This is a genomic window from Nocardioides sp. NPDC004968 (assembly GCF_040608935.1).
Classification (GTDB): Bacteria; Actinomycetota; Actinomycetes; order Propionibacteriales; family Nocardioidaceae; genus Nocardioides.
In genome coordinates, this window is sequence record NZ_JBEXJF010000001.1 from 410,455 (window position 1) to 432,176 (window position 21,722).

Consider the following 21,722-nt stretch of genomic DNA (forward strand, 5'->3'; position numbering starts at 1 on the left):
CGACATACATGCAGCCTGACGTATGTTCATGCACATGACGAAGAAGCGCGTCGCCGTCGCCGGTGCCAGTGGATATGCCGGAGGTGAGCTGCTCAGGCTGCTGCTGGCCCACCCCGAGGTGGAGATCGGTGCCCTGACCGCCGCCTCCAGCGCGGGCAAGACCCTGGGGAGCCTCCAGCCCCACCTGATCCCGCTCGCCGACCGAGTCCTGGAGCCCACCACCGCCGAGACCCTGGCCGGTCACGACGTCGTCTTCCTGGCGCTGCCGCACGGCGAGTCCGGGCCGATCGCGGCCGGCCTTCCCGACGACGTGGTCGTGATCGACTGCGGCGCCGACTACCGGCTCGCCGACGCCGAGACGTGGACGAAGTTCTACGGCACCGACCACGCCGGCACCTGGCCCTACGGGCTCCCCGAGCTTCCCGGGCAGCGCGCCGCGCTCTCCACGGCCAGCCGGATCGCGGTGCCGGGTTGCTTCCCGACCGTCTCCACCCTGGCCCTCGCCCCGGCGGTCGAGGCCGGCATCGTCGAGCCCGAGGTCGTCGTGGTCGCCGCCACCGGCACCAGCGGCGCCGGGAAGTCGTCCAAGCCGCACCTGATCGGTGCCGAGGTCATGGGCAACGTCAGCGCCTACGGTGTCGGCGGCGTCCACCGGCACACCCCCGAGATCGTCCAGAACCTCTCCGCGCTGGTCGACGGCGAGGTGTCGGTCTCCTTCACCCCGGTGCTGGTGCCGATGCCGCGCGGCATCCTGGCCACCTGCTCAGCCAAGCTCGGCGAGGGCGTGACGGCTGCCGATGCGCGCGCCGTCTACGAGAAGGCGTACGGCGAAGAGCCCTTCGTCCGCCTGCTGCCTGAGGGCCAGTGGCCCCAGACCCAGGCCGTGCTCGGCTCCAACGCTGTCCACCTGCAGGTGACCGTCGACGAGGCCGCCGGGCGGCTGGTCGTCGTCGGTGCCGAGGACAACCTCGCCAAGGGCACCGCCGGGGGAGCGATCCAGTGCATGAACCTCGCGCTCGGTCTCGAGGAGACCACGGGCCTGACGACGGTTGGAGTGGCCCCGTGATCGATCTGGAGACCGTGGCCCACGAGCCGGGTCGGCCCGACCCCGCCAAGGCGCGTACGCTCGCCGGCGCCCTGCCGTGGCTGAAGGAGTATCACGGCAAGATCGTCGTGGTGAAGTACGGCGGCAACGCCATGACCGACGACAAGCTCAAGCGTGCCTTCGCCGAGGACATCGCCTTCATGCGGTTCGCCGGCTTCAAGCCGGTCGTGGTGCACGGCGGCGGCCCTCAGATCTCGAGCATGCTCGGCCGGCTCGGCATCGAGTCGGAGTTCCGCGGCGGGCTGAGGGTGACCACCCCCGAGGCCATGGACGTCGTGCGGATGGTCCTGGTCGGCCAGGTCCAGCGTGAGCTCGTCGGGCTGATCAACGAGCACGGTCCGCTGGCAGTCGGGCTCTCCGGCGAGGACGCCGGACTCTTCACCGCCGAGCCGGCCAGCACCATCATCGACGGCGAGGAGATCGACCTCGGCCAGGTCGGCGAGGTCGTCGACGTACGCCCCGAATCGGTCCTCGACCTCATCCAGGCCGGCCGGATCCCGGTCGTCTCCAGCGTCGCGCCCGACATCGACGGCGCCGTCTACAACGTCAACGCCGACCGCGCCGCCTCAGCCCTGGCGGTCGCGCTCGAGGCCGAGAAGCTGCTGGTCCTGACCGACGTCGAGGGCCTCTACCTCGACTGGCCGGACCCCGAGGAGGTCATCGGCGAGATCAGTCCCGAAGCGCTGGAGAGCATCCTTCCGGAGCTGGCCAGCGGGATGATCCCGAAGATGAGCGCTTGCCTCGAGGCGGTCAAGGGCGGCGTCAAGCGCGCCACCGTCGTCGACGGCCGCGCCGAGCACGCCGTACTGCTGGAGCTGTTCACCGCCGAGGGGGTCGGCACCCAGGTGCTCCCCGGCGTCACCACCAAGACCCGCAAGGCAAGGGAGCTCGACAAATGACCAACACGGCGTCGAATTCGTACGGCGAGCGCTACGCCGGCGCGCTGATGAACACCTTCGGTGCTCCCAAGCTGGTCCTCACCCGAGGCGAGGGTGCCCACGTGTGGGACGAGGACGGCAAGGAGTACGTCGACCTGCTGGCCGGCATCGCGGTCAACGCGCTCGGCCACGCCCACCCCGCGTTGGTCTCCGCCGTGACCTCCCAGATGGAGTCCCTCGGCCACGTCTCCAACTTCTTCACCTCCCACCCGCAGGTCGAGCTGGCCGAGGCGCTGCTCGCCCGGGTCCCCGGAGGCGAGACCGGCCGGGTCTTCTTCACCAACTCCGGCACCGAGGCCAACGAGGCCGGCTTCAAGCTGACCCGACGCACCGGGCGGAAGCACATCGTGGCTGTCCAGGGCGCCTTCCACGGCCGGACGATGGGCGCCCTGGCGCTGACCGCCAAGGAGGCCTACCGGGCCCCGTTCGAGCCGCTGCCGGGCGAGGTCACCTTCGTCCCCTACGGCGACGCCGAGGCGCTGGCCGCGGCGGTCACCGACGAGACCGCGGCGATCATCCTGGAGCCGATCCAGGGCGAGGCCGGCGTCATCGTGCCGCCCGCCGACTACCTGGCGGCGGCGCGGGCCGTGGCCGACGAGCACGGCGCCCTGCTCTGGCTCGACGAGATCCAGTCCGGTCTGGGCCGCACGGGTCGCTGGTTCGCCCACGAGACCTCGGGCATCACCGCCGACATCGTCACTCTCGCCAAGGGCCTCGGTGGCGGGTTCCCGATCGGTGCCTGCATCGGTCTGGGCCGGGCCGCGACGCTCTTCGAGCCCGGCAACCACGGCACCACCTTCGGTGGCAACCCGGTCGCCTGCGCGGCGGGCCTCGCGGTGATCAACACCATCGAGGCCGACGGGCTCCTCGAGCACGTCACCGTCCTCGGCCAGAAGCTGCGCGACGGCCTCGCCGCCGACCCGCGGGTCGCCAGGGTCGACGGGGAGGGCCTCTTCATCGGAGTGGTTCTCGCCGGTCTCGACTCGGGCGCCGTCGCCGCGGCCGCCCTCGAGGCGGGCTTCATCCTCAACAACGCCACGCCCGAGCGGATCCGGATCGTCCCGCCGCTCGTGCTCACCGAGGACGACGCCGAGAGCCTCCTGGCCGCCTGGCCGTCCATCCTCGACGCGGCCCAAGAGGCGGGGGCGAAGTGACCAGACACTTCCTCCGCGACGACGACCTCACCCCGGCCGAGCAGGCCGAGGTGCTGGCGCTCGCGGCAGCGATGAAGCAGGACCCCTACGCCGCCAAGCCGCTCGCCGGCCCGGTGACCGTGGCCACGATCTACGACAAGCCGACGCTGCGCACCCAGGCGTCCTTCTCCTCCGGGATCGCCGAGCTCGGCGGTCACTCGATGCTCGTCGACGGCCGCCTGGCCGGGATCGGCGAGCGGGAGTCCGTCGCCGATGTCGCCCGAGTCCTCGGCCGACAGGCGGGGGAGATCGTGTGGCGTACGTTCGCACAGACCGACCTCGAGCAGATGGCCGCCCACTCCGGGGTCCCGGTCGTCAACGCGCTCACCGACGAGTTCCACCCCTGCCAGCTGCTCGCCGACCTGCAGACGCTGCGCGAGCACAAGGGATCGCTGGCGGGCCTGACCGCGGCGTTCCTCGGCGACGCGGCCTGCAACATGGGCAACTCCTGGGCGCTGGCCGGAGCGATCGCCGGGATGCACGTCCGGTTCGGCGCGCCGGACGGCTACGCGCCCGACGCGGAGGTGCTGGTCCGGGCCAAGGAGATCGCCGAGGAGACCGGCGGCTCGGTCACGGTGACCTCCGACCCGGTCGCGGCGGCAGCCGGGGCCGACGTACTCATCACCGACACCTGGGTCTCGATGGGCAAGGAGAGCGAGGCGGCCGCGCGGGTCGCGGTCTTCTCGCCCTACGCGCTCACCGCCGACCTGCTCGGCCACGCCGACCCCGACGCGGTCGTGCTGCACTGCCTGCCCGCCTACCGCGGCAAGGAGATCGAGGCCGAGGTGCTCGACGGTCCGCGCAGCCTGGTGTGGGACGAGGCGGAGAACCGACGCCACGCCCAGAAGGCGATCCTGGCCTTCCTGTGGGAGCGACGATGACGACGAACGAGACCCAGCGGCCAGCGACCAAGGGCGCGCGCCAGTCCCTCATCGTCGACATCATCTGGGGCAAGGAGATCCGGTCCCAGACCGAGCTCTCCGAGGCGCTGTTCGCCCACGGGGTCAACGTCACCCAGGCGACGCTCTCGCGTGACCTGGACGAGCTCGACGCGGTGAAGGTGCGGGCGCCTTCGGGTGCGCTGGTCTACGCGGTTCCCGGCGAGGGTGGTGACCGCACCGCGGTCGCACCGGGGGAGTCGGCCAGCGGACGCAGCAAGCTCGGCCGACTCGCCCGAGAGCTCTTGGTGAGCGCCGACGGGAGTGGCAACCTCGTGGTGCTGCGTACTCCTGCAGGGGGTGCCCAGTACTTCGCCTCCGCGATCGACCGAGCCGAATATCCCGACATCCTCGGCACCATCGCCGGCGACGACACCGTGCTCGTCATCGGCCGCGAGCCCAAGGGCGGCGCTGCGCTCGTCAACCGCTTCCTCAGCCTCGCCGGCAAGACCACAGACATTCCGTAAAGTTTCAGAGCAAGGAGCAACATCTCGTGAGCAAGGTCCTGACCTCCCTTCCCAAGGGTGAGCGCGTCGGCATCGCCTTCTCCGGAGGTCTCGACACCTCCGTCGCGGTCGCCTGGATGCGCGACAAGGGCGCGGTGCCGTGCACCTACACCGCCGACATCGGGCAGTACGACGAGCCCGACATCTCCGGCGTACCGGACCGTGCGATGGCCTATGGCGCCGAGATCGCCCGCGCTATCGACATCAAGCCGCAGCTCGTCGAGGAGGGCCTGGCCGCGCTCGCCTGCGGCGCCTTCCACATTCGCTCCGGTGGCCGTGCGTACTTCAACACCACGCCTTTGGGGCGTGCGGTGACCGGCACCATGCTGGTCCGGGCCATGCAGGCCGACAACGTCAACATCTGGGGCGACGGGTCGACCTTCAAGGGCAACGACATCGAGCGGTTCTACCGCTACGGCCTGATGGCCAACCCCGAGCTGCGCATCTACAAGCCGTGGCTCGACGCCGACTTCGTCCACGAGCTCGGTGGACGCCACGAGATGTCGGAGTGGCTGGTCGCGCACAACCTGCCCTACCGCGACTCCACCGAGAAGGCCTACTCCACCGACGCCAACATCTGGGGCGCCACCCACGAGGCCAAGACCCTGGAGCACCTCGACGTGTCGCTGGAGACGGTCGAGCCGATCATGGGCGTGAAGTTCTGGGACCCGTCGGTCGCCATCGAGACCGAGGACGTCTCGGTGACCTTCGTCGAGGGCCGCCCGGTCGCGATCAACGGCAAGTCCTACTCCGACCCCGTCGAGCTGGTCTACGAGGCCAACGCGATCGGCGGCCGCCATGGCCTGGGCATGTCGGACCAGATCGAGAACCGGATCATCGAGGCCAAGTCCCGCGGCATCTACGAGGCGCCGGGCATGGCGCTGCTGTGGGCGGCCTACGAGCGGCTGCTCAACGCCGTGCACAACGAGGACACCATGTCCAACTACTACAACGAGGGACGCAAGCTCGGCCGGCTGCTCTACGAGGGCCGCTGGCTCGACCCGCAGGCGCTGATGCTGCGCGAGTCGATCCAGCGCTGGATCGCCTCGCTGGTGTCGGGGACCGTCACGCTTCGGCTGCGCCGCGGCGAGGACTACACCGTGTTGAACACCGAGGGTTCCCACTTCTCCTACCACCCCGAGAAGCTCTCCATGGAGCGCGTCGAGAACGCCGCCTTCGGTCCCGTAGACCGCATCGGCCAGCTCACCATGCGCAACCTCGACATCGCCGACTCCCGCTCCAAGCTGGAGATCTACGCCGGGCATCCCCTGGACCAGGGAACGGTGCTCGTCGAGCACGGCACCCTCTTCGGCGAGCTGCCCGCCGGCGGCTTCGACCGCATCGCCGCCACCGACGGCAAGCCGCTCCCGGCCGCTCTCCCGGTTGAGGCGTCCGTCCTGGACGACACGATCCTGGACGAGGCCGCGCTGGAGGCGGGCAACGACTGATGGTGCGTGTGCACCGCGAGTCCGCGCGGGTTCTCCCGGTCAGCGCCGACGGCGAGGTGCTGCTTCTGCAGGACACCGACCCGGGGAACCCGTCGCGGGGCGCCTACTGGACCAGCATCGGGGGCGCCATCGATCCCGGCGAGGACGCGGTACGCGCCGCGGCGCGGGAGCTGTGGGAGGAGGCCGGCATCCGGGTCCTGCCCGAGGCGCTGGTCGGCCCTGTCCAGATCCACGCCGACGAGTACAGCTGGAACGGCGTCGACTACAGCGGACACAACACCTACTTCGCCCTCGCGCTCGACCGTGAGGTCGAGATCAGCTTCGCCAACCTGGAGACGATCGAGGTCGGGTCGGTCGTCCAGGCCGGCTGGTGGACGCCGGACAAGCTCCGCGCCGAGGGCACCGCGTCGCCGGCCGCACTTCCTGACATCATGGAGATCGCCATCAAAGCCGTACGAGGAGAGTCGTGACCACGCCTGCCAACACCACCAACGAGGGCAAGCTCTGGGGCGGCCGGTTCGCCGGTGGTCCGTCGCCGGAGCTCGAGGCGCTCTCGCGCTCGACGCAGTTCGACTGGCGGCTGGCGCTCTACGACATCGCCGGGTCCCATGCCCATGCGAAGGCGCTGGGCGCGGCCGGGCTGCTCACCGGTGACGAGGAGAACGAGATCCACCGGGGTCTGGACGTTCTCGCCGACCGGTTCACCGCCGGGCGGCTGCTTCCGGCTGCCTCGGATGAGGACGTACACGGCGCGCTGGAGCGGCTCCTCATCGAGGAGATCGGACCCGACGTCGGCGGCAAGCTGCGGGCCGGGCGCTCGCGCAACGACCAGATCGCGACCCTGTTCCGGAGCTATCTGCTCGACCACGAGCGGGTGCTTCGTGGGCTCGTGCTCGATCTCATCGACGCGCTCGCCGCTCAGGCTGACGCGAATATGGCCCTTCCAGGTGGGCCCAGCATCATGCCCGGACGTACGCACCTCCAGCACGCCCAGCCGGTGTTGCTCTCCCACCACCTGATGGCCCACGCCTGGTCGCTGCTGCGCGACGTCGACCGGCTCAACGACTGGCAGGCGCGGGTCGTGTGCGACTCGCCCTACGGGTCCGGGGCGCTCGCGGGGCAGTCGCTCGGCCTCGACCCCGAGCTGGTCGCCTCCGAGCTCGGCTTCACCGGTTCGAGCGCCAACTCGATCGACGGGACCGCCTCGCGTGACTTCGTCGCCGAGTTCGCCTACGTGTGCGCGCAGATCGGGGTCGACATCAGCCGGATCGCCGAGGAGATCATCCTGTGGGCGACCAAGGAGTTCGACTTCGTCACGCTGCACGACTCCTGGTCGACGGGCTCGAGCATCATGCCGCAGAAGAAGAACCCGGACATCTCCGAGCTCGCCCGCGGCAAGGCCGGACGCCTGGTCGGCAACCTGACCGGGCTGCTGACGACGCTGAAAGCGCTGCCACTGGCGTACAACCGCGACCTGCAGGAGGACAAGGAGCCGGTCTTCGACTCCCTGGACACCCTCGAGGTGCTGCTCCCTGCCTTCACCGGCCAGGTCGCCACGCTGGTGTACAACACCGACCGGATGGCCGAGCTCGCCCCGCAAGGCTTCTCGCTGGCCACCGACATCGCCGAGTGGCTGGTCCGGCAGGGCACCCCCTTCCGGATCGCGCACGAGCTCGCCGGCGCCTGCGTCCAGGCGGCGGAGAAGCGCGGCGTGGAGCTGGACGCGCTCACCGACGAGGAGTTCGCCACGATCTCGCCGGCGCTGACCCCTGACGTACGCCTGGTGCTGACTATCGAAGGCTCGGTCGCGTCCCGCGACGGCCGAGGTGGCACGGCTCCCGACCGGGTCGCCGAGCAGCTCGCCGAGCTCCGGGCCAAGGCAGCCGGGTTCCGTCCCTCGTAGTGCTCGCGAACCTGTTGAACCAGCGCCCCGAGGTGACCGCTCCGCGGCTCCTCGGGGCGACGCTGTCCTTCGACGGCGTGAAGGTGCAACTGACCGAGGTGGAGGCGTACGCAGCCGACGATCCCGGCTCGCACGCCTTCCGGGGTGAGACGAACCGCAACCGGGTGATGTTCGGTCCGCCCGGGCGGCTCTACGTCTACTTCACCTATGGGATGCACTATTGCGCGAACCTCGTCTGCCATCCGGACGGTGAGCCCGGGGGGATCCTGCTGCGTGCCGGCGAGATCATCGACGGGATCGAGATCGCCCGGGAGCGACGTGGACCGGTACGCGACGTCGATCTCGCCCGAGGACCGGCGCGGCTCTGCTCGGCGCTCGGGATCGACCTCGCGATGAACGGGACGACTGACTTCGAGCTGGACCTGGCGCCGGACGAGACGTGGGCGGGGATCGAGGTCGCGGCCGGGCCGCGCGTCGGGCTGCGTCTCGCCCCGGACCGTCCCTGGCGGTTCTGGGTCGCAGATGACCCGACCGTCTCGCCCTACCGGCCGGCGAAAGCCCTCCGATAGCTAGCCGGACGGGCCGATCACCGTCCACAGGCCCGGTTCGGACCGCGGTTCTCCACAGGCCGCACAGGCCCGGGCGGAACTGTCGGTGCCCCTGATCAGGATGGTGGTCGGAGGTGATCGAGATGACGGTCGCAAGGGTAGAGAAGGAGCCATCGCCGGACGATGGCGAGCGGATGGGGCCGGCCGGCGGGCTGGCGACGGTCAACGAGGTGCGGTTGATCGGTCGGCTGTCGCTGGCCGCTGAGGAGAAGGAGCTGCCGAGCGGGGATCAACTGACCGCGTTCCGGGTGGTCGTGAACAGACCACGCGACAAACGCCGAGGGAGCCGGGTGCAGATCGACGCGCTCGAGTGTCACACCTGGGTCGCCCGGGTCCGGCGAGCGGCGATGACCTGGCAGGTCGGAGATGTCATCGAGGTCAACGGCTCCCTGCGTCGCCGGTTCTTCAAGACCGGCGGCAGGCTGCAATCGATGACCGAGGTGGAGGTGTCGTCGGCCAGGCGGGTGAGCAGAGCGGCCGCCGCCACGAGGCAGGCGAGCTAGTGGCGCGACTTCTCCAACCGTGCCGAGTCCAGGAGGCGGATGAGCACGCCCGGGTGCGGCTTGGGCTGGAAGGAGGTCGCCTTCTCCGGGAGCAGCTGCCCGATCGAGGCGGAGGAGAGGATGGTGTCGAAGGTCGGTGCTGCCAACAGCACCGCCACGTCCCGGCCCGGGCGGGCCCGCTTCAGCGCAGCGTCGACCTGGTGGGCGTGCAGCACTCGCGACGGCTGTCGGCGCAGCTCCGGGAGGACGCGGTCGTGCAGATAGCCGACATCACCGGTGATCGGGCTGTTGGCGGTGTCGGCGTCGAGGGTCGCCCAGCCCCGGCCGTCGCTGAGCACGATGACACCGGGTCCGAGCCTGCCCAGGGCGGCGTCGCGGCTGCCGGCGGTCCACTCGGCGCCGACGGACTCGGCCGCGGCCCGTAGATCGCGCAGGTTCACCCCGGCCAGCACCCGATGGATCGCCCCGAGCTGCAACGGCGTGTCGTCCTGGTCGATCAGCATCGCCAGACCGAAGTCGGTCGCGGCGCCGTCGCCGGGCTCGGCGAGACCCTGGAGCTCGGCATACGCCGCGTAGCGGTGGTGCCCGTCGGCGATCAGGGCCTGCTGGTCCGCCCATGCGGTGCGCAGCTGCCCGATCAGCGCCTCGTCGGTGATCGCCCAGACGCGATGGTGCTGGCCACCGTGGTCGTCGTACTGCTCCTCGGGGGTGCCACTCTGCACCCGGTCGAGCAGGGCCGCGATCCCGTCGGGAGCGTGGTAGGTGAGCAGGATCGGCGCCGGATGCACCCGCATCTGCCGCATCCGGGAGGCGAGCTGCTCGGCCTGCGCGGTGCGTACGCCCTCGTGGGGGATGACCGCAGCAACCGCGGGGTCCTCGGTGCGGTGCGAGACGTCGAGGATCCCGACGACGCCACGCACGGTGATCCCGGCGGCGGTGTACTCGTGGAGGTAGAGCGCTAGGTCCTGGTGCTGGCGCAGATCGCCACGCGCCAGCCACGAGCTGATCCGAGAGGCGACCCCTCGATAGGGGCGGGAGTAGAGCCGTGCGGAGGTCGGGTCTCCGATCCGTGAAGGGGCCAACGAGAGCGCTCGAAACGGCTCCAGGCGCAGCGGACGCCCGAGGTACGGCGCCCTGACCACACCCGTATCGTCCATCCGCACATCGTAGGGTCACACTGGTGCCATTCGCCGAACCCCCGACCCAGAGAAGGAACTTCGTGTGCTGACCGGCCATCAGTTGAAGGGCTCAGCCCAGCCGCTCGCCGCCGCCCATGACGTGGCGATGCTCGACCTCGACGGCGTGGTCTACATCGGCGGCACCGCGGTCCGGCGCGCCCCCGAGTCGCTCGCCGCCGCACGCGAGTCCGGGCTCAGGCTGGCGTTCATCACCAACAACGCCGCCCGGCCTCCGGCCAAGGTCGCCGAGAACATCCGCAACCTGGGGATCGAGGCGACCGCGGAGGATGTGGTCACCTCGGCCCAGGCGGCTGCGCGGGTCCTGGCCGAGCGGCTCGCCCCGGGGGCGAAGGTCGTCAACCTGGGTGCCGCCGGCCTGCGCGAGCCGCTCGAGGCTGCCGGCCTGGTGCCGGTGGCCGTCGACGAGGACGCCGAGGCCATCGTCACCGGCTACAACCCCGAGCTGCTGTGGAAGGACATCCTGCGCGCGGCCGTGCGGATCAAGGACGGGCTCTTCTGGGTCGCCAGCAACACCGACATGACCTTCCCGGCGGCCTACGGGATCGCGCCGGGGCACGGCGTCCTGGTCGACACGCTGCGCCGCTTCTCGGGCGTCGAGCCGGTCGTGGCGGGCAAGCCGTCGCGACCGCTGCTGGAGGAGACCATCCGGCGCACCGAAGCCGATCACCCGCTGATGGTCGGCGACCGGCTCGACACCGACATCGAGGGCGGCCGCAACGCCGGCATCGACACGCTGCTCGTGCTCACCGGGGTCACCGGGCTCGAGGACCTGGTCGCGGCCGAGCCGCATCGGCGGCCTTCCTACATCTCCGCCGACCTGGGCGGGCTGCTGGAGACCCACTCGGCGCCGGAGACCGAAGGCACGACCGCGCGGCTCGGCGGCTGGACGGCCGAGGTGCGCGACGGAGAGCTGCAGGTCACCGGCGAAGGGAGACCCGACGACTGGTGGCGGGTGGCCGCGGCCGGCGCCTGGGCACACCTGGACGCCACCGGATCGGTGGCCACGATCGGCGCACAGGCCGTGCCGCCTGGCCCGGATGCCGACGGCGGGACGGTAGTCTCAGCCTCATGAGCGAGCAGCATTTCGACGAGACTCCGGCTGAGGCCTCGGCCGGGCTGGGTGGCGCCGGCACGGCGCCGCACACCGGTGTCGCCCGCGTCGACGCGGTGCTCGAGACGCTCGACCGGCTCGACGAACTGCCGCTGGCCGAGCACGTCGGGGTCTTCGAGGCCGCTCACACCGAGCTGCGCCGCGCCCTGGACCCCGACACCGGGGCCCACGACGCGATGGCCCGGATCGCCGCGGCGTCCGGCGAGTCCCAGCCGACCGACCAGCCCTGAGAGGCGAGCGCATGCCTCCTCGCCGCCTGCGTCTCGACGCCGAGCTGGTCCGGCGCAAGCTGGCCCGGTCCCGCGAGCACGCCAGTGAGCTGATCGCCGCCGGGCGGGTCACGGTGTCGGGAAACCGGGCCACCAAGCCGGCCACAGGCGTCACCACCGACGTCGCGATCGTGGTCACCGAGGACCCCGACCGGCCCGACTTCGTCTCTCGCGGCGGGCACAAGCTCGCCGGAGCCCTCGCGGCGTTCGAACCGCTCGGGCTCTCGGTCAAGGGCCGCCGCTGCCTCGACGCCGGCGCGTCGACGGGCGGGTTCACCGACGTACTGCTGCGCAACGAGGCCCGCCAGGTCGTCGCCGTCGACGTCGGCTACGGCCAGCTCGCCTGGCGGCTGCAGCAGGACGAGCGGGTCGTCGTCCACGACCGCACCAACATCCGCGACCTCTCCCTCGACGTGGTCGGCGAACCCGTCGACGTCGTCGTCGGCGACCTCTCCTTCATCTCCCTCGAGCTCGTCCTGGACGCGCTGATCGGGGTCACCAGCCCCGAGGGCGACCTGGCGCTGATGGTCAAGCCCCAGTTCGAGGTCGGCAAGGACCGGGTCGGCAAGGGTGGCGTGGTCCGCGACCCCGCGCTGCGCGCCGAGGCCGTCAACGCCGTCGCCGCGGCCGCCGCGCGACGCGGCTGGGGCGCACGCGCGGTCACCACCAGCCCGCTCCCGGGCCCGTCGGGCAACGTCGAGTTCTTCCTGTGGCTGCGCCGCGGGGAGGCCACCGTCACCGAGGCGGAGATCGAGGAGGCCGTGCGCGAGCAGCGCGGCCTGGAGAGCCCCGCCACCGGGGATGTGTCGGTGCCGTCTGAGAAGGTTGATCCGTGATCGAGCGTCAGCGAGTGAGCCATCGGGCCAACACGTCGCCACATCCGTATTCTGGCGCTCGCGCGACGGAGGTGGCGACGTGACTGACGCCGATGCCGCTCAGGTGGACCCAGCGCCTGTGGACCCAGCCGAGGTTCGGCGGGTCTTCATGCTCATCCACACCGGGCGCGAGGAGGCCCGTGAGGTCGGCCTCGCCTGTGCCAAGTCGCTGGCGGTCCACGGGATCGTGGTCCGCGTGCTGGCGAGCGAGGCCGCCGACCTGGGCATCGACCCGGCGGCGTACGAACCGCAGCTCGAGCTCGCCGCCGACGAGGACGACGCGAGCCGCGACTGCGAGTTGGCGCTGGTCATCGGCGGCGACGGCACCATCCTGCGCGCGGCCGAGATCGTCCAGCCCCACCGCACCCCGGTGCTCGGGGTCAACCTCGGACACGTCGGGTTCCTGGCCGAGGCGGAGTACGACGACGTCGAGTCGACTATCGAGGCGATCGTGCAGCGCCGCTACACCTCCGAGGACCGCCTCGCGCTCGAGGTCAGCGTCTTCGAGGATGGTCAGAAGGTCTTTCGTACGTTCGCGGTCAACGAGGCCAGCGTCGAGAAGGCCGCGCGCGAGCGGATGCTCGAGGTCGTCGTCGAGATCGACGGCCGACCGCTGTCGAGGTGGGGCTGCGACGGCGTCGTCTGTGCGACCCCGACCGGCTCGACGGCTTACAACTTCTCCGCCGGCGGCCCGGTCGTGTGGCCGGGCGTCGAGGCGCTGTTGCTGACCCCGATCAGCGCCCACGCGCTCTTCGCGCGGGCCATGGTGGTCGCGCCGACCTCGGTGCTGGCCGTCGAGGTCATCTCCCGGGCCGACGGCGCCGGCGTGCTCTGGTGCGACGGCCGGCGTTCCTACGACCTGGGCCCGGGTGCCCGGATCGAGGTCACCCGGGGGGTGGAGCCTGTCAGACTCGTTCGCCTGCACCAGGCCCCGTTCACGGATCGTCTGGTGCGGAAGTTCGGACTGTCTGTGGAGGGATGGCGAGGCGCCGCGGAACGGCGTCCGTTCAGGATGAACGGAGGCGAGAATGCTTGAGGAGATCAGGATCTCCGGACTCGGGATCATCGAGTCCTCGACCCTGGAGCTCGGACCAGGGCTGACCGTGGTGACCGGTGAGACCGGCGCCGGCAAGACCATGATCGTGACCGCGCTCGGGCTGCTGCTCGGCGGCCGCGGCGACGCCGGCTCGGTCCGCAAGGGCAAGAAGGCGGCCCGGGTCGAGGGCGTCATTGACGCCCGGTCGCTGCCCGGCGTCATCGAGGCGACCGAGGAGGCCGGGGGAGAGGTCGAGGAGGGCCGCGTCCTGGTGGCCCGCACCGTCGCCGCCGAAGGCCGAGCGAGGGCGTACGTCGGGGGAGCGACCGTCCCGGTCGCGACCCTCGGCTCGGTGACCTCACCGCTGGTCGCGGTCCACGGCCAGTCCGACCAGCACCGGCTGCTGCAGCCGCGTGCCCAGCGCGACTCGCTCGACCGCTTCGGCGGGGACGCGGTCGACAAGCTCATCGCCGCCTACGGCGACATCCACGCCGAGCTCCGAGGCGTCGAGCGCGAGCTCGATGAGGTCACCACCCACGCCCGTGAGCGGGCGCAGGAGGCCGACCTGCTCCGCTTCGGCCTCGGCGAGGTCGAGGAGGTCTCACCGGAGTCCGGCGAAGACGTCACGCTCGCCCAGGAGGAGGAGAAGCTCGGCTACGCCGACACGCTGCGCACCGCCGCCGAGCAGGCCCGCGAGGCGCTCTCCTCGGAGGTCGACGCCCCCGACGCGCTGGGCGCCATCTCGGCCGCGCGCCAGGCCCTCGACGGCGTCCGCGACCACGACCCCGACGCCGCCTCCCTGGCCGACCGCCTCGCCGAGGTCTCCTACCTGCTCTCCGACCTGGCCGCCGACGTCGCCTCCTATGCGACCGCGATCGAGACCGACCCGGCTCGGCTCTCGGTGGTCTCCGAGCGCCGCGCGGCGCTGACCGCGCTGACCAGGAAGTACGGCGAGACCATCGACGAGGTGCTCGCCTGGGCCGAGACCGGCGCCAAGCGCCTGCTCGAGCTCGACTCCGACGACGACCGGATCGAGGAGCTCCGCGGGGAGCGCACCCGACTGCGAGCCGCCCTCGCAGACGCCGGCATGGCGCTGTCGGCCGCTCGCACCGACGCCGCCGGCTCCCTGGCCGAGGCGGTCAGCGACGAGCTCACCGGGCTGGCCATGCCGCACGCGCGACTGGTGGTCGACGTACGCCAGAAGGAGACCGACGCGCCCTCATCCGAGGACGAGCCGCATGCACCGTTGAACGTCGGTTCGGGCAAGAACCACCGCTGGCTGCGCTACGGCTCCAACGGCCTCGACGAGGTCGAGCTGCTGCTGGCCGCCAACACCGGCTCGGAGCCTCGCCCGCTCCACAAGGGCGCCTCCGGCGGTGAGCTCTCCCGGGTGATGCTGGCGATCGAGGTCGTCCTGGCGGCCACCAGCCCGGTCCCGACCTTCGTCTTCGACGAGGTCGACGCCGGCGTCGGCGGCACCGCCGCGGTCGAGATCGGCCGCCGTCTGGCCCACCTCGCCCGCACCGCCCAGGTCCTGGTCGTCACCCACCTGCCCCAGGTCGCCGCCTTCGCCGACCACCACGTCGCCGTCGAGAAGACCAGCGACGGCGTGGTCACCAGCTCCGGCCTCACCGTCCTCGACGACGAGTCCCGCGAACGCGAGCTCTCCCGCATGCTGGCCGGGCTGACGGCCTCCGACACCGCCATCGCGCACGCCCGCGAGCTCCTCGAGGTGGCCCGCGCGGCGAAGGTCTGATCCCGCCGAAACCTCAGTTCTGGCGACCCGAATCGGTCGTTGTGGCGAACGACACACGCCACAACGACCGACTCGGCCGCCAAACGTACGCATTCGGCCGCCACAACGACCGACTCGCCGGATGGGAGATCCTGGGACGCGCACCGGCGACGGGGGAGGATTGGCGGGACATGAGACTGCCTACTCGCCAGATTCCCTCCGTACTCCCAGGCATCCGCGGCACGCTCCGCGCGGGGCGGCCGACCAGGGCCCTGATCCCGCGGCTCAAAGAGGGCGACATCGCGGTCATCGACCATGTCGACCTGGACCGGAGCACCGCACTGGCGATCGTGGCCAAGGGCGTGATCGCCGTGGTCAACGCCCAGCCGATGGTCTCGGGCCGCTACCCGAACCGGGGCCCGCAGACGCTGGCCGACGCCGGGATCGAGCTGATCGACAAGATCGGTGAGGCGGGGCTGGAGAAGTTGGTCGACGGGCGGAAGGCCCGGATCCTCGACGGCGAGATCTTCGACGGTGAGCAGCTGCTGACCTCGGGTCGTGCGCTCGACCAGGAGTCCCTCGACAAGGACCTGGAGGACGCCAAGCGGGGCCTGAGCTCCCACCTGGACCTCTTCACCCACAACAGCAGCGAGCTGCTCAAGCGCGAGGAGGAGGTGCTGCTGCACGGCAACGGCGTACCTCCTCTCGACACGCCGCTGGCCGGCCGGCCCGTCGTGGTGGTCGCCGACCATCCCGACCTGGACCGGCTCCTCGGCGACCTCGCCGGCTTCCTGCGCGAGCAGCGCCCGGCGATCATCGCGGTGGGTCCTGCGGCGAAGAGGCTGACCAAGACGCAGGTACGCCACGCCGTGGTCGTCCTGGGCCCCGACACCGACAGCTACCCCGAGCCGAAGGTGCTCACCAGTGCCGCCGAGGTCGTCCTCGCGCCCGGCGCCTCCGCGAGCGAGAACGCCACCGAGCTCCTCGACCGGATCGGCGTGCAGCCGAAGCGGTTCGAGTCCGCTCTCGCCCCCGAGGACGCCGCCCTCCTGGTCGCCTACGCCCAGCACCCCTCACTGGTGGTCGGGGCCGGGCTGAGCACCACGCTGACCGACTTCCTCGAGGACCAGCGCCCGGGCCTGGCCGGCACGTACCTGACCCGGCTCGCCCTCGGCCCGACGCTGATCGACGCGTCCGCTGTTCGGGCGGTGCGCCGCAGGGAGCCCCGCAGCCGTCGGCTCGTCCTCCCGGTCCTGGCCGCGGTGACGGCGCTGGCGATCGGCGTACCCGCCGGCATCTGGGCCGCCGACCACGACCTCACCGCGATCGGCACGGGGATCGTGAACAGAGCCGGCGACGGGACGGCGGCGAGCCCCACCTCCGGTGAGAGCGAGACGAAGGCCGCGAAGGACCCGAAGCAGAGCGCCGAGGCGCAGTTCGTCGCCGAGGCCGGCGACGCCCTCCTGCCTGGCAGGCTCACCGGCCAGAAGGTCGCCGTCGTCACCATGCCCGGCGCCGACCAGAAGACGGTCGCAGCGCTCACCGGCAACATCGAGGCGGCCGGCGGCGAGACGACGGGGGTGCTCGACGTACGACCGAATCTGCTGGACCCCGACCGCAAGCAGTACGTCGACAGCCTGGCCACCCAGCTGGTCAAGCAGCTGGGTCGCGGCGAAACGAAACAGGCGACCTATCAGCGGATGGGCCAGGTGATCGGGGAGACCTACGCCGGCACGAAGCCGCCCACAGCGTTCGACCAGCCCGCCAAGACCGCCGCTGTGGCGTTGCTCACCGGTGACCTGGTCAAGGCCCAGGGACGACCGACCGGACCGGCCGGGCTCGTCCTGGTCGTCCTCGGTGAGGACAGCGAGGACACGACCGCGGTCGAGGGCCTGGTCCAGGGCCTCGGCGCGACCACGAAAGGCCTGGTCGTGACGGCACCCACGGGCTCCGAGGACCTCGAGGCGCTCCGCGCCAACGACTGGCCGGGCTGGTTCGCGTCGGTCGACGGCATCGAGACCACCACCGGTCAGATCGCCGCTCCGCTCGCGCTGGCTCGACAGATGAGTCAACAAGGTGGCGATTTCGGTGCGTCAGGTTTCGGTGGCCTGCTGAAGCGTTGATAGGATTGAGGCCCATGAAGTCGGCGAGCTTGACCAAGCACATTTTTGTCACCGGGGGCGTCGCCTCCTCATTGGGAAAGGGCCTGACGGCATCGTCCCTCGGCCGCCTGCTCCGGTCGCGTGGTCTGAGCGTGACCATGCAGAAGCTGGACCCGTACCTCAACGTGGACCCCGGCACCATGAACCCGTTCCAGCACGGTGAGGTCTTCGTGACCAACGACGGTGCCGAGACCGATCTCGACATCGGCCACTACGAGCGGTTCCTCGACACCGACCTGGTCGGCCACGCCAACGTGACCACCGGGCAGGTCTACTCCAATGTGATCGCCAAGGAGCGCCGCGGCGACTACCTCGGCGAGACGGTCCAGGTGATCCCGCACATCACCGACGAGATCTCCGAGCGGGTCCTGGCCATGCACGGCCCCGAGATCGACGTCGTGATCACCGAGATCGGCGGCACGGTCGGCGACATCGAGTCGCTGCCGTTCCTCGAGGCCGCCCGCCAGGTGCGCCAGCGCCTCGGCCGCGACAACGTCTTCTTCGTGCACGTCTCCCTGGTGCCCTACATCGGGCCGTCCAAGGAGCTCAAGACGAAGCCGACCCAGCACTCGGTGATGGCGCTGCGCCAGATCGGCATCCAGCCCGACGCCATCGTGTGCCGCGCCGACCGTGAGCTGCCCGAGGGCATCAAGCGCAAGATCGCGCTCATGTGCGACGTCGACGAGGACGCCGTGGTGACCGCCGCCGACGCCCCGAGCATCTACGACATCCCGAAGGTGCTCCACCGTGAGGGCCTGGACGCCTACGTCGTACGCAAGCTCGACCTGCCCTTCCGCGATGTCGACTGGGCGCTTTGGGATGACCTGCTCCGCCGGGTGCACCACCCCAAGGAAGAGCTGACCATCGGCCTGGTCGGCAAGTACATCGACCTGCCCGACGCCTACCTGAGCGTCGGCGAGGCGCTGCGCGCCGGCGGTTTCGCCAACGAGGCCAAGGTCAACATCCGCTGGATCCCCTCCGACGAGTGCGCGACCCCCGAGGGCGCCGCCAAGAACCTCCACGACGTCGACGCCGTCTGCGTCCCCGGCGGCTTCGGCATCCGTGGCCTGGAGGGCAAGCTCGGCGCGCTGAGCTACACCCGCGCTCACCAGATCCCCACGCTCGGCCTGTGCCTGGGCCTGCAGTGCATGGTCATCGAGTACGCCCGCAACGTGCTCGACCTGGAGAAGGCCGACTCCACCGAGTTCGACGCCGACACCCCGGAGCCCGTCATCGCGACGATGGAGGAGCAGAAGGCGTACGTCGAGGGCGCGGGCGACCTCGGTGGCACCATGCGCCTGGGCCTCTACCCGGCCGAGCTCAAGAAGGGCTCGATCGCGGCCGAGGTCTACGGCGAGACCTCCATCGAGGAGCGTCACCGCCACCGCTACGAGGTCAACAACGCCTACCGCGACCAACTGGAGGACGCCGGCCTGGTCTTCTCCGGCCTCTCGCCCGACAACCAGCTCGTCGAGTTCGTCGAGCTGCCCCGCGACGTACACCCCTACTACGTCTCCACCCAGGCCCACCCCGAGCTCCGCTCGCGGCCGACCCGTCCGCACCCGCTCTTCGCCGGGCTGGTGAAGGCGGCCCTCGACCGCCAGAAGGAGCAGCGGTTCCCGATCGACGAGACCAACCTGCGCCGCGAGGTCAGCGAGGTCGAGCTCCCGGAGACGGCTGACGCCTGAGCATCTGTTGACAGAGCCCCTGGGGCCGGCGCGCGCCGGGCCCAGGGGCTCATCGGTTCACAGGGCGCGAGCCGCTACCTGCCGCGAGTGCACGTCGGCCATCCGGATGACCGTCTGCCGTACGAAGGGGACCAGCGCGTCGCCCTCACACGCGGCGCGTGCGGCAGCGGCGACCTCCTCACCGGCATGCACCGGGTAGAAGCGGAGCTGGAGCCCGTAGGCGAGCAGCCCGCCACCCCTGATCGCGGCGACGGCGTCGAGATAGCGCTGGGCGTATGGCGCCAGGATCTCCTCCTGGCCCGGCCGCCAGAACGCCGAGCTCAACGCGTATCCGCCGTCGGTGCGCGGCAGCCGGCGCTCGATCATGGACACCTGCCAGGCCTCCTCCTTGGCCTCCGCGAGCGGCTGCGCGGTGCGTACGCCCAGGGCACTGACCCACGACTCGGGGTCCGGGTCGCGTGCCTCCAGCGCGGCGACCGCCTCCGCGTCGTAGTCGCCCGTCTCGGCGCGCCGGCCGAGCAGCCGCCAGGCCACCTGTACGTCCTCGCTAGCCCCTGCCTCGGCCAGCGCGAGCTGCTCGGGCGTGGAGGCGTGCGCTGCGACGACGCGAAGAGCGGTGTCGCGGTTGGCCGGGTCCTCGGCGAGCACCGCGGCCGCTCCGGCGACCAGCGCGCGCTGCTCGGCGACCCGCTCGGGCGCCGTCCACAGCTCGGCAGCGGTGACGGCCATGCTCAGGAACTCGCCGGTGACCTGCGGGTTGCGCTCGTTCTCGAGGACCGAGAGGACGCGCGAGACGACCTCGGGGCCGGCGATGTCGCCGCGGAACAGGGCCGTCCAGGCGCTGCTGACCGCGACCGCCCGTGCCACCGCGTCGGGCAGCAGGCCGGCGTTCTGGCCGAGCCAGGCTTCGCTGGCCTCGTCCGAGCGCACCGCCGCGAAGGTCACGTCGGTCGCGTTGACCAGGTGCGCGGCGGCGTCGGGGAGCGAGACCGCGACGGGCTCGCCCGCCACCGTGACCGGAGTGGTGGCGAGCAGGGCACCGGAGGCGTCGTAGGAGGCGATGTCGAGCCGGTGGGGACGTACGGTCCCGTCGGGGCTGGTGACCGACACCTTGCCGTCGGCGAGGGTGATCACGTCGGTGCCGGCGTGATCGAGCCACGCGGTCGTCCAGGCGGAGAGATCCTTGCCCGCGGCCGTTCCGAAGGCGCCCATCAGGTCGTCGAGGACGGTGTTGCCGTAGGCGTGCTCGGCGAAGTAGGACTGCAGCCCGGCGAGGTAGGCCTCCTCGCCGATGTAGGCGTGCAGCTGCTGCAGCACGGCCTGGCCCTTCATGTAGGTGATCGCGTCGAAGTTGGCCATCGCGACGTCGACGCTGGGGACCACCCCGCGGATCGGGTGGGTGGCCGGCGTCGCGTCGATGTCGTAGCCCGCCTTCTTCTCGGTCAGTGCGATCGAGGCCCACACGTCGGCGTGGTCGGGGAGCGCGGCCGAGGCCCACACGGCCGCCCACGAGGCGAAGGCCTCGTTGAGCCACAGGTCGTCCCACCAGCGCATCGTGACCAGGTCGCCGAACCACATGTGCGCCATCTCGTGGAGGACCACATTGGTGCGCTCGGTCCGGTCGGCGTGGGTCGGCGCCGTGCGGAAGAGGAACACGTCGCTGTGGGTGACCGCGCCCCAGTTCTCCATCGCGCCGCCCATGTCGGGCACGAAGATCTGGTCGTAGCGACGCTGCGGGAACGGCATCCCGAACTTGGTGCCGAACCACGCCAGCCCGTGCTCGGTGACCTGCAGGATCTCCTCCCGGTCCCGCTCGAGCTGGCTGCGCAGCGACTGACGGGCGTAGAGCCCCAGGTCGTAGCCGCCGCGCTCCTCGCGGACCTCGACGAACGGCCCGGCGTTGACCACCACGACGTACGTCGAGAGCGGGGGAGTGTCCTCGAAGACCCACGTCCGCGCGCCGGCTGCCGCGTCCGAGACGCTCGCAGGTGCGGAGTTGGAGAGCACCGTCCACTGCTCGGGCGCAGTCACGGTGAACGCGTGCACGGCCTTGAGGTCGGGCTGGTCGAAGCAGGCCCACAGCCGACGAGCGTCGTCGGGCTCGAAGGAGGTCCACACGTAGACGTTGCCGTCGGAGGGGTCGACGGTGCGCAGCACGCCCTCGGAGGAGGCGGTGTCGGACTGGGAGGCGGTCACGACCAGGGTGTTGGTCTCGGCGAGGTCCTCGAGCGGGATCCGGCCGGCGCTGATCGTGGCGAGGTCGAGCTCCGTGCCGTTGAGCGTGGCCGCGCTGACCTCGGCCACGCAGTCGACGAACGTGCTCGAGCCCGGGGTGGCGGAGAAGGTGATCGTGGAGACGCTGGAGAGCGTCTCGCCCTCCAGCAGACCGGTCATGTCGAGCGAGATGTCGTACCGCTCGACGGTGACCGTGGCGGCCCGCGCAGCCGCCTCCTCCTGGGTGAGTGAGGCAGGGGCGGCGGGGGAGGTGTCAGACATGAGCCGAGG

General features: G+C 71.0%; 19 protein-coding genes. 17 read left to right on the forward strand and 2 right to left on the reverse strand.

Features of this window, described 5'->3' with window-relative positions:
• Positions 1 to 34 precede the first annotated feature (34 nt).
• The 10 genes from argC to ABZU72_RS01995 all read left to right on the forward strand — a co-directional run bounded on the left by argC (position 35) and on the right by ABZU72_RS01995 (position 9,142).
• A complete protein-coding gene (gene argC, locus ABZU72_RS01950) occupies positions 35 to 1,066 on the forward strand; it encodes an N-acetyl-gamma-glutamyl-phosphate reductase (RefSeq protein WP_355017226.1) in 1,032 nt (343 codons plus the stop codon).
• On the forward strand, positions 1,066 to 2,004 hold the full coding sequence (argB, locus tag ABZU72_RS01955; RefSeq protein WP_355017331.1) for an acetylglutamate kinase: 939 nt from the start codon (positions 1,066 to 1,068) through the stop codon (positions 2,002 to 2,004). The genes argC and argB overlap by 1 nt, the downstream gene beginning before the upstream one ends.
• Positions 2,001 to 3,197, forward strand: a complete 1,197-nt coding sequence (locus ABZU72_RS01960; RefSeq protein WP_355017227.1) for an acetylornithine transaminase — start codon at positions 2,001 to 2,003, stop codon at positions 3,195 to 3,197. The genes argB and ABZU72_RS01960 overlap by 4 nt, the downstream gene beginning before the upstream one ends.
• A complete protein-coding gene (gene argF, locus ABZU72_RS01965; RefSeq protein ID WP_355017228.1) occupies positions 3,194 to 4,117 on the forward strand; it encodes an ornithine carbamoyltransferase in 924 nt (307 codons plus the stop codon). Before ABZU72_RS01960 ends, argF begins: the two co-directional genes overlap by 4 nt.
• On the forward strand, positions 4,114 to 4,641 hold the full coding sequence (locus ABZU72_RS01970) for an arginine repressor (RefSeq protein WP_141804442.1): 528 nt from the start codon (positions 4,114 to 4,116) through the stop codon (positions 4,639 to 4,641). The genes argF and ABZU72_RS01970 overlap by 4 nt, the downstream gene beginning before the upstream one ends.
• Positions 4,642 to 4,667: 26 nt before the next feature.
• Positions 4,668 to 6,128: an argininosuccinate synthase gene (argG, locus tag ABZU72_RS01975; protein ID WP_355017229.1), complete on the forward strand. Its 1,461-nt coding sequence runs from the start codon at positions 4,668 to 4,670 to the stop codon at positions 6,126 to 6,128.
• On the forward strand, positions 6,128 to 6,598 hold the full coding sequence (locus tag ABZU72_RS01980) for an NUDIX domain-containing protein (protein WP_355017230.1): 471 nt from the start codon (positions 6,128 to 6,130) through the stop codon (positions 6,596 to 6,598). The genes argG and ABZU72_RS01980 overlap by 1 nt, the downstream gene beginning before the upstream one ends.
• Positions 6,595 to 8,031 (forward strand): argininosuccinate lyase, encoded by a 1,437-nt coding sequence (argH, locus tag ABZU72_RS01985; protein WP_355017231.1) that lies wholly within the window; start codon positions 6,595 to 6,597, stop codon positions 8,029 to 8,031. The genes ABZU72_RS01980 and argH overlap by 4 nt, the downstream gene beginning before the upstream one ends.
• Positions 8,031 to 8,600, forward strand: coding sequence for a DNA-3-methyladenine glycosylase (locus ABZU72_RS01990; protein ID WP_355017232.1), 570 nt, complete (start codon positions 8,031 to 8,033; stop codon positions 8,598 to 8,600). Before argH ends, ABZU72_RS01990 begins: the two co-directional genes overlap by 1 nt.
• Positions 8,601 to 8,722: 122 nt before the next feature.
• Positions 8,723 to 9,142, forward strand: a complete 420-nt coding sequence (locus tag ABZU72_RS01995) for a single-stranded DNA-binding protein (protein ID WP_355017233.1) — start codon at positions 8,723 to 8,725, stop codon at positions 9,140 to 9,142.
• Here ABZU72_RS01995 and ABZU72_RS02000 read toward each other — a convergent pair.
• Complete coding sequence (locus ABZU72_RS02000; protein WP_355017234.1) at positions 9,139 to 10,299, reverse strand: DUF1015 family protein; 1,161 nt, start codon at positions 10,297 to 10,299, stop codon at positions 9,139 to 9,141. The genes ABZU72_RS01995 and ABZU72_RS02000 overlap by 4 nt on opposite strands.
• 64 nt (positions 10,300 to 10,363) lie before the next feature.
• Between ABZU72_RS02000 and ABZU72_RS02005 the strand changes: the two genes are divergently transcribed.
• From ABZU72_RS02005 to ABZU72_RS02035, 7 genes are all read left to right on the forward strand, one after another.
• The gene (locus ABZU72_RS02005) at positions 10,364 to 11,413 is read left to right on the forward strand and encodes an HAD-IIA family hydrolase (protein ID WP_355017235.1); all 1,050 of its coding nucleotides are present in this window, start codon (positions 10,364 to 10,366) and stop codon (positions 11,411 to 11,413) included.
• Positions 11,410 to 11,682 carry a hypothetical protein gene (locus ABZU72_RS02010; RefSeq protein ID WP_355017236.1) on the forward strand — a complete coding sequence of 91 codons (273 nt, stop codon included), beginning with the start codon at positions 11,410 to 11,412 and terminating at the stop codon, positions 11,680 to 11,682. Before ABZU72_RS02005 ends, ABZU72_RS02010 begins: the two co-directional genes overlap by 4 nt.
• Positions 11,683 to 11,693: 11 nt before the next feature.
• The gene (locus ABZU72_RS02015; protein ID WP_355017237.1) at positions 11,694 to 12,557 is read left to right on the forward strand and encodes a TlyA family RNA methyltransferase; all 864 of its coding nucleotides are present in this window, start codon (positions 11,694 to 11,696) and stop codon (positions 12,555 to 12,557) included.
• A gap of 148 nt (positions 12,558 to 12,705) precedes the next feature.
• Positions 12,706 to 13,632 (forward strand): NAD kinase, encoded by a 927-nt coding sequence (locus ABZU72_RS02020; protein ID WP_355017332.1) that lies wholly within the window; start codon positions 12,706 to 12,708, stop codon positions 13,630 to 13,632.
• Entirely contained in the window at positions 13,625 to 15,388 is a 1,764-nt protein-coding gene (recN, locus tag ABZU72_RS02025) for a DNA repair protein RecN (protein WP_355017238.1), read from the forward strand. The genes ABZU72_RS02020 and recN overlap by 8 nt, the downstream gene beginning before the upstream one ends.
• 170 nt (positions 15,389 to 15,558) lie before the next feature.
• Positions 15,559 to 17,490, forward strand: a complete 1,932-nt coding sequence (steA, locus tag ABZU72_RS02030) for a putative cytokinetic ring protein SteA (RefSeq protein WP_355017239.1) — start codon at positions 15,559 to 15,561, stop codon at positions 17,488 to 17,490.
• A 14-nt stretch (positions 17,491 to 17,504) separates the two neighbouring features.
• Complete coding sequence (locus tag ABZU72_RS02035) at positions 17,505 to 19,217, forward strand: CTP synthase (RefSeq protein WP_355017240.1); 1,713 nt, start codon at positions 17,505 to 17,507, stop codon at positions 19,215 to 19,217.
• A gap of 57 nt (positions 19,218 to 19,274) precedes the next feature.
• On the opposite strand, the gene pepN is transcribed toward ABZU72_RS02035, so the two are convergent.
• Positions 19,275 to 21,713 carry an aminopeptidase N gene (gene pepN / locus ABZU72_RS02040; RefSeq protein ID WP_355017241.1) on the reverse strand — a complete coding sequence of 813 codons (2,439 nt, stop codon included), beginning with the start codon at positions 21,711 to 21,713 and terminating at the stop codon, positions 19,275 to 19,277.
• Positions 21,714 to 21,722: the final 9 nt, after the last annotated feature.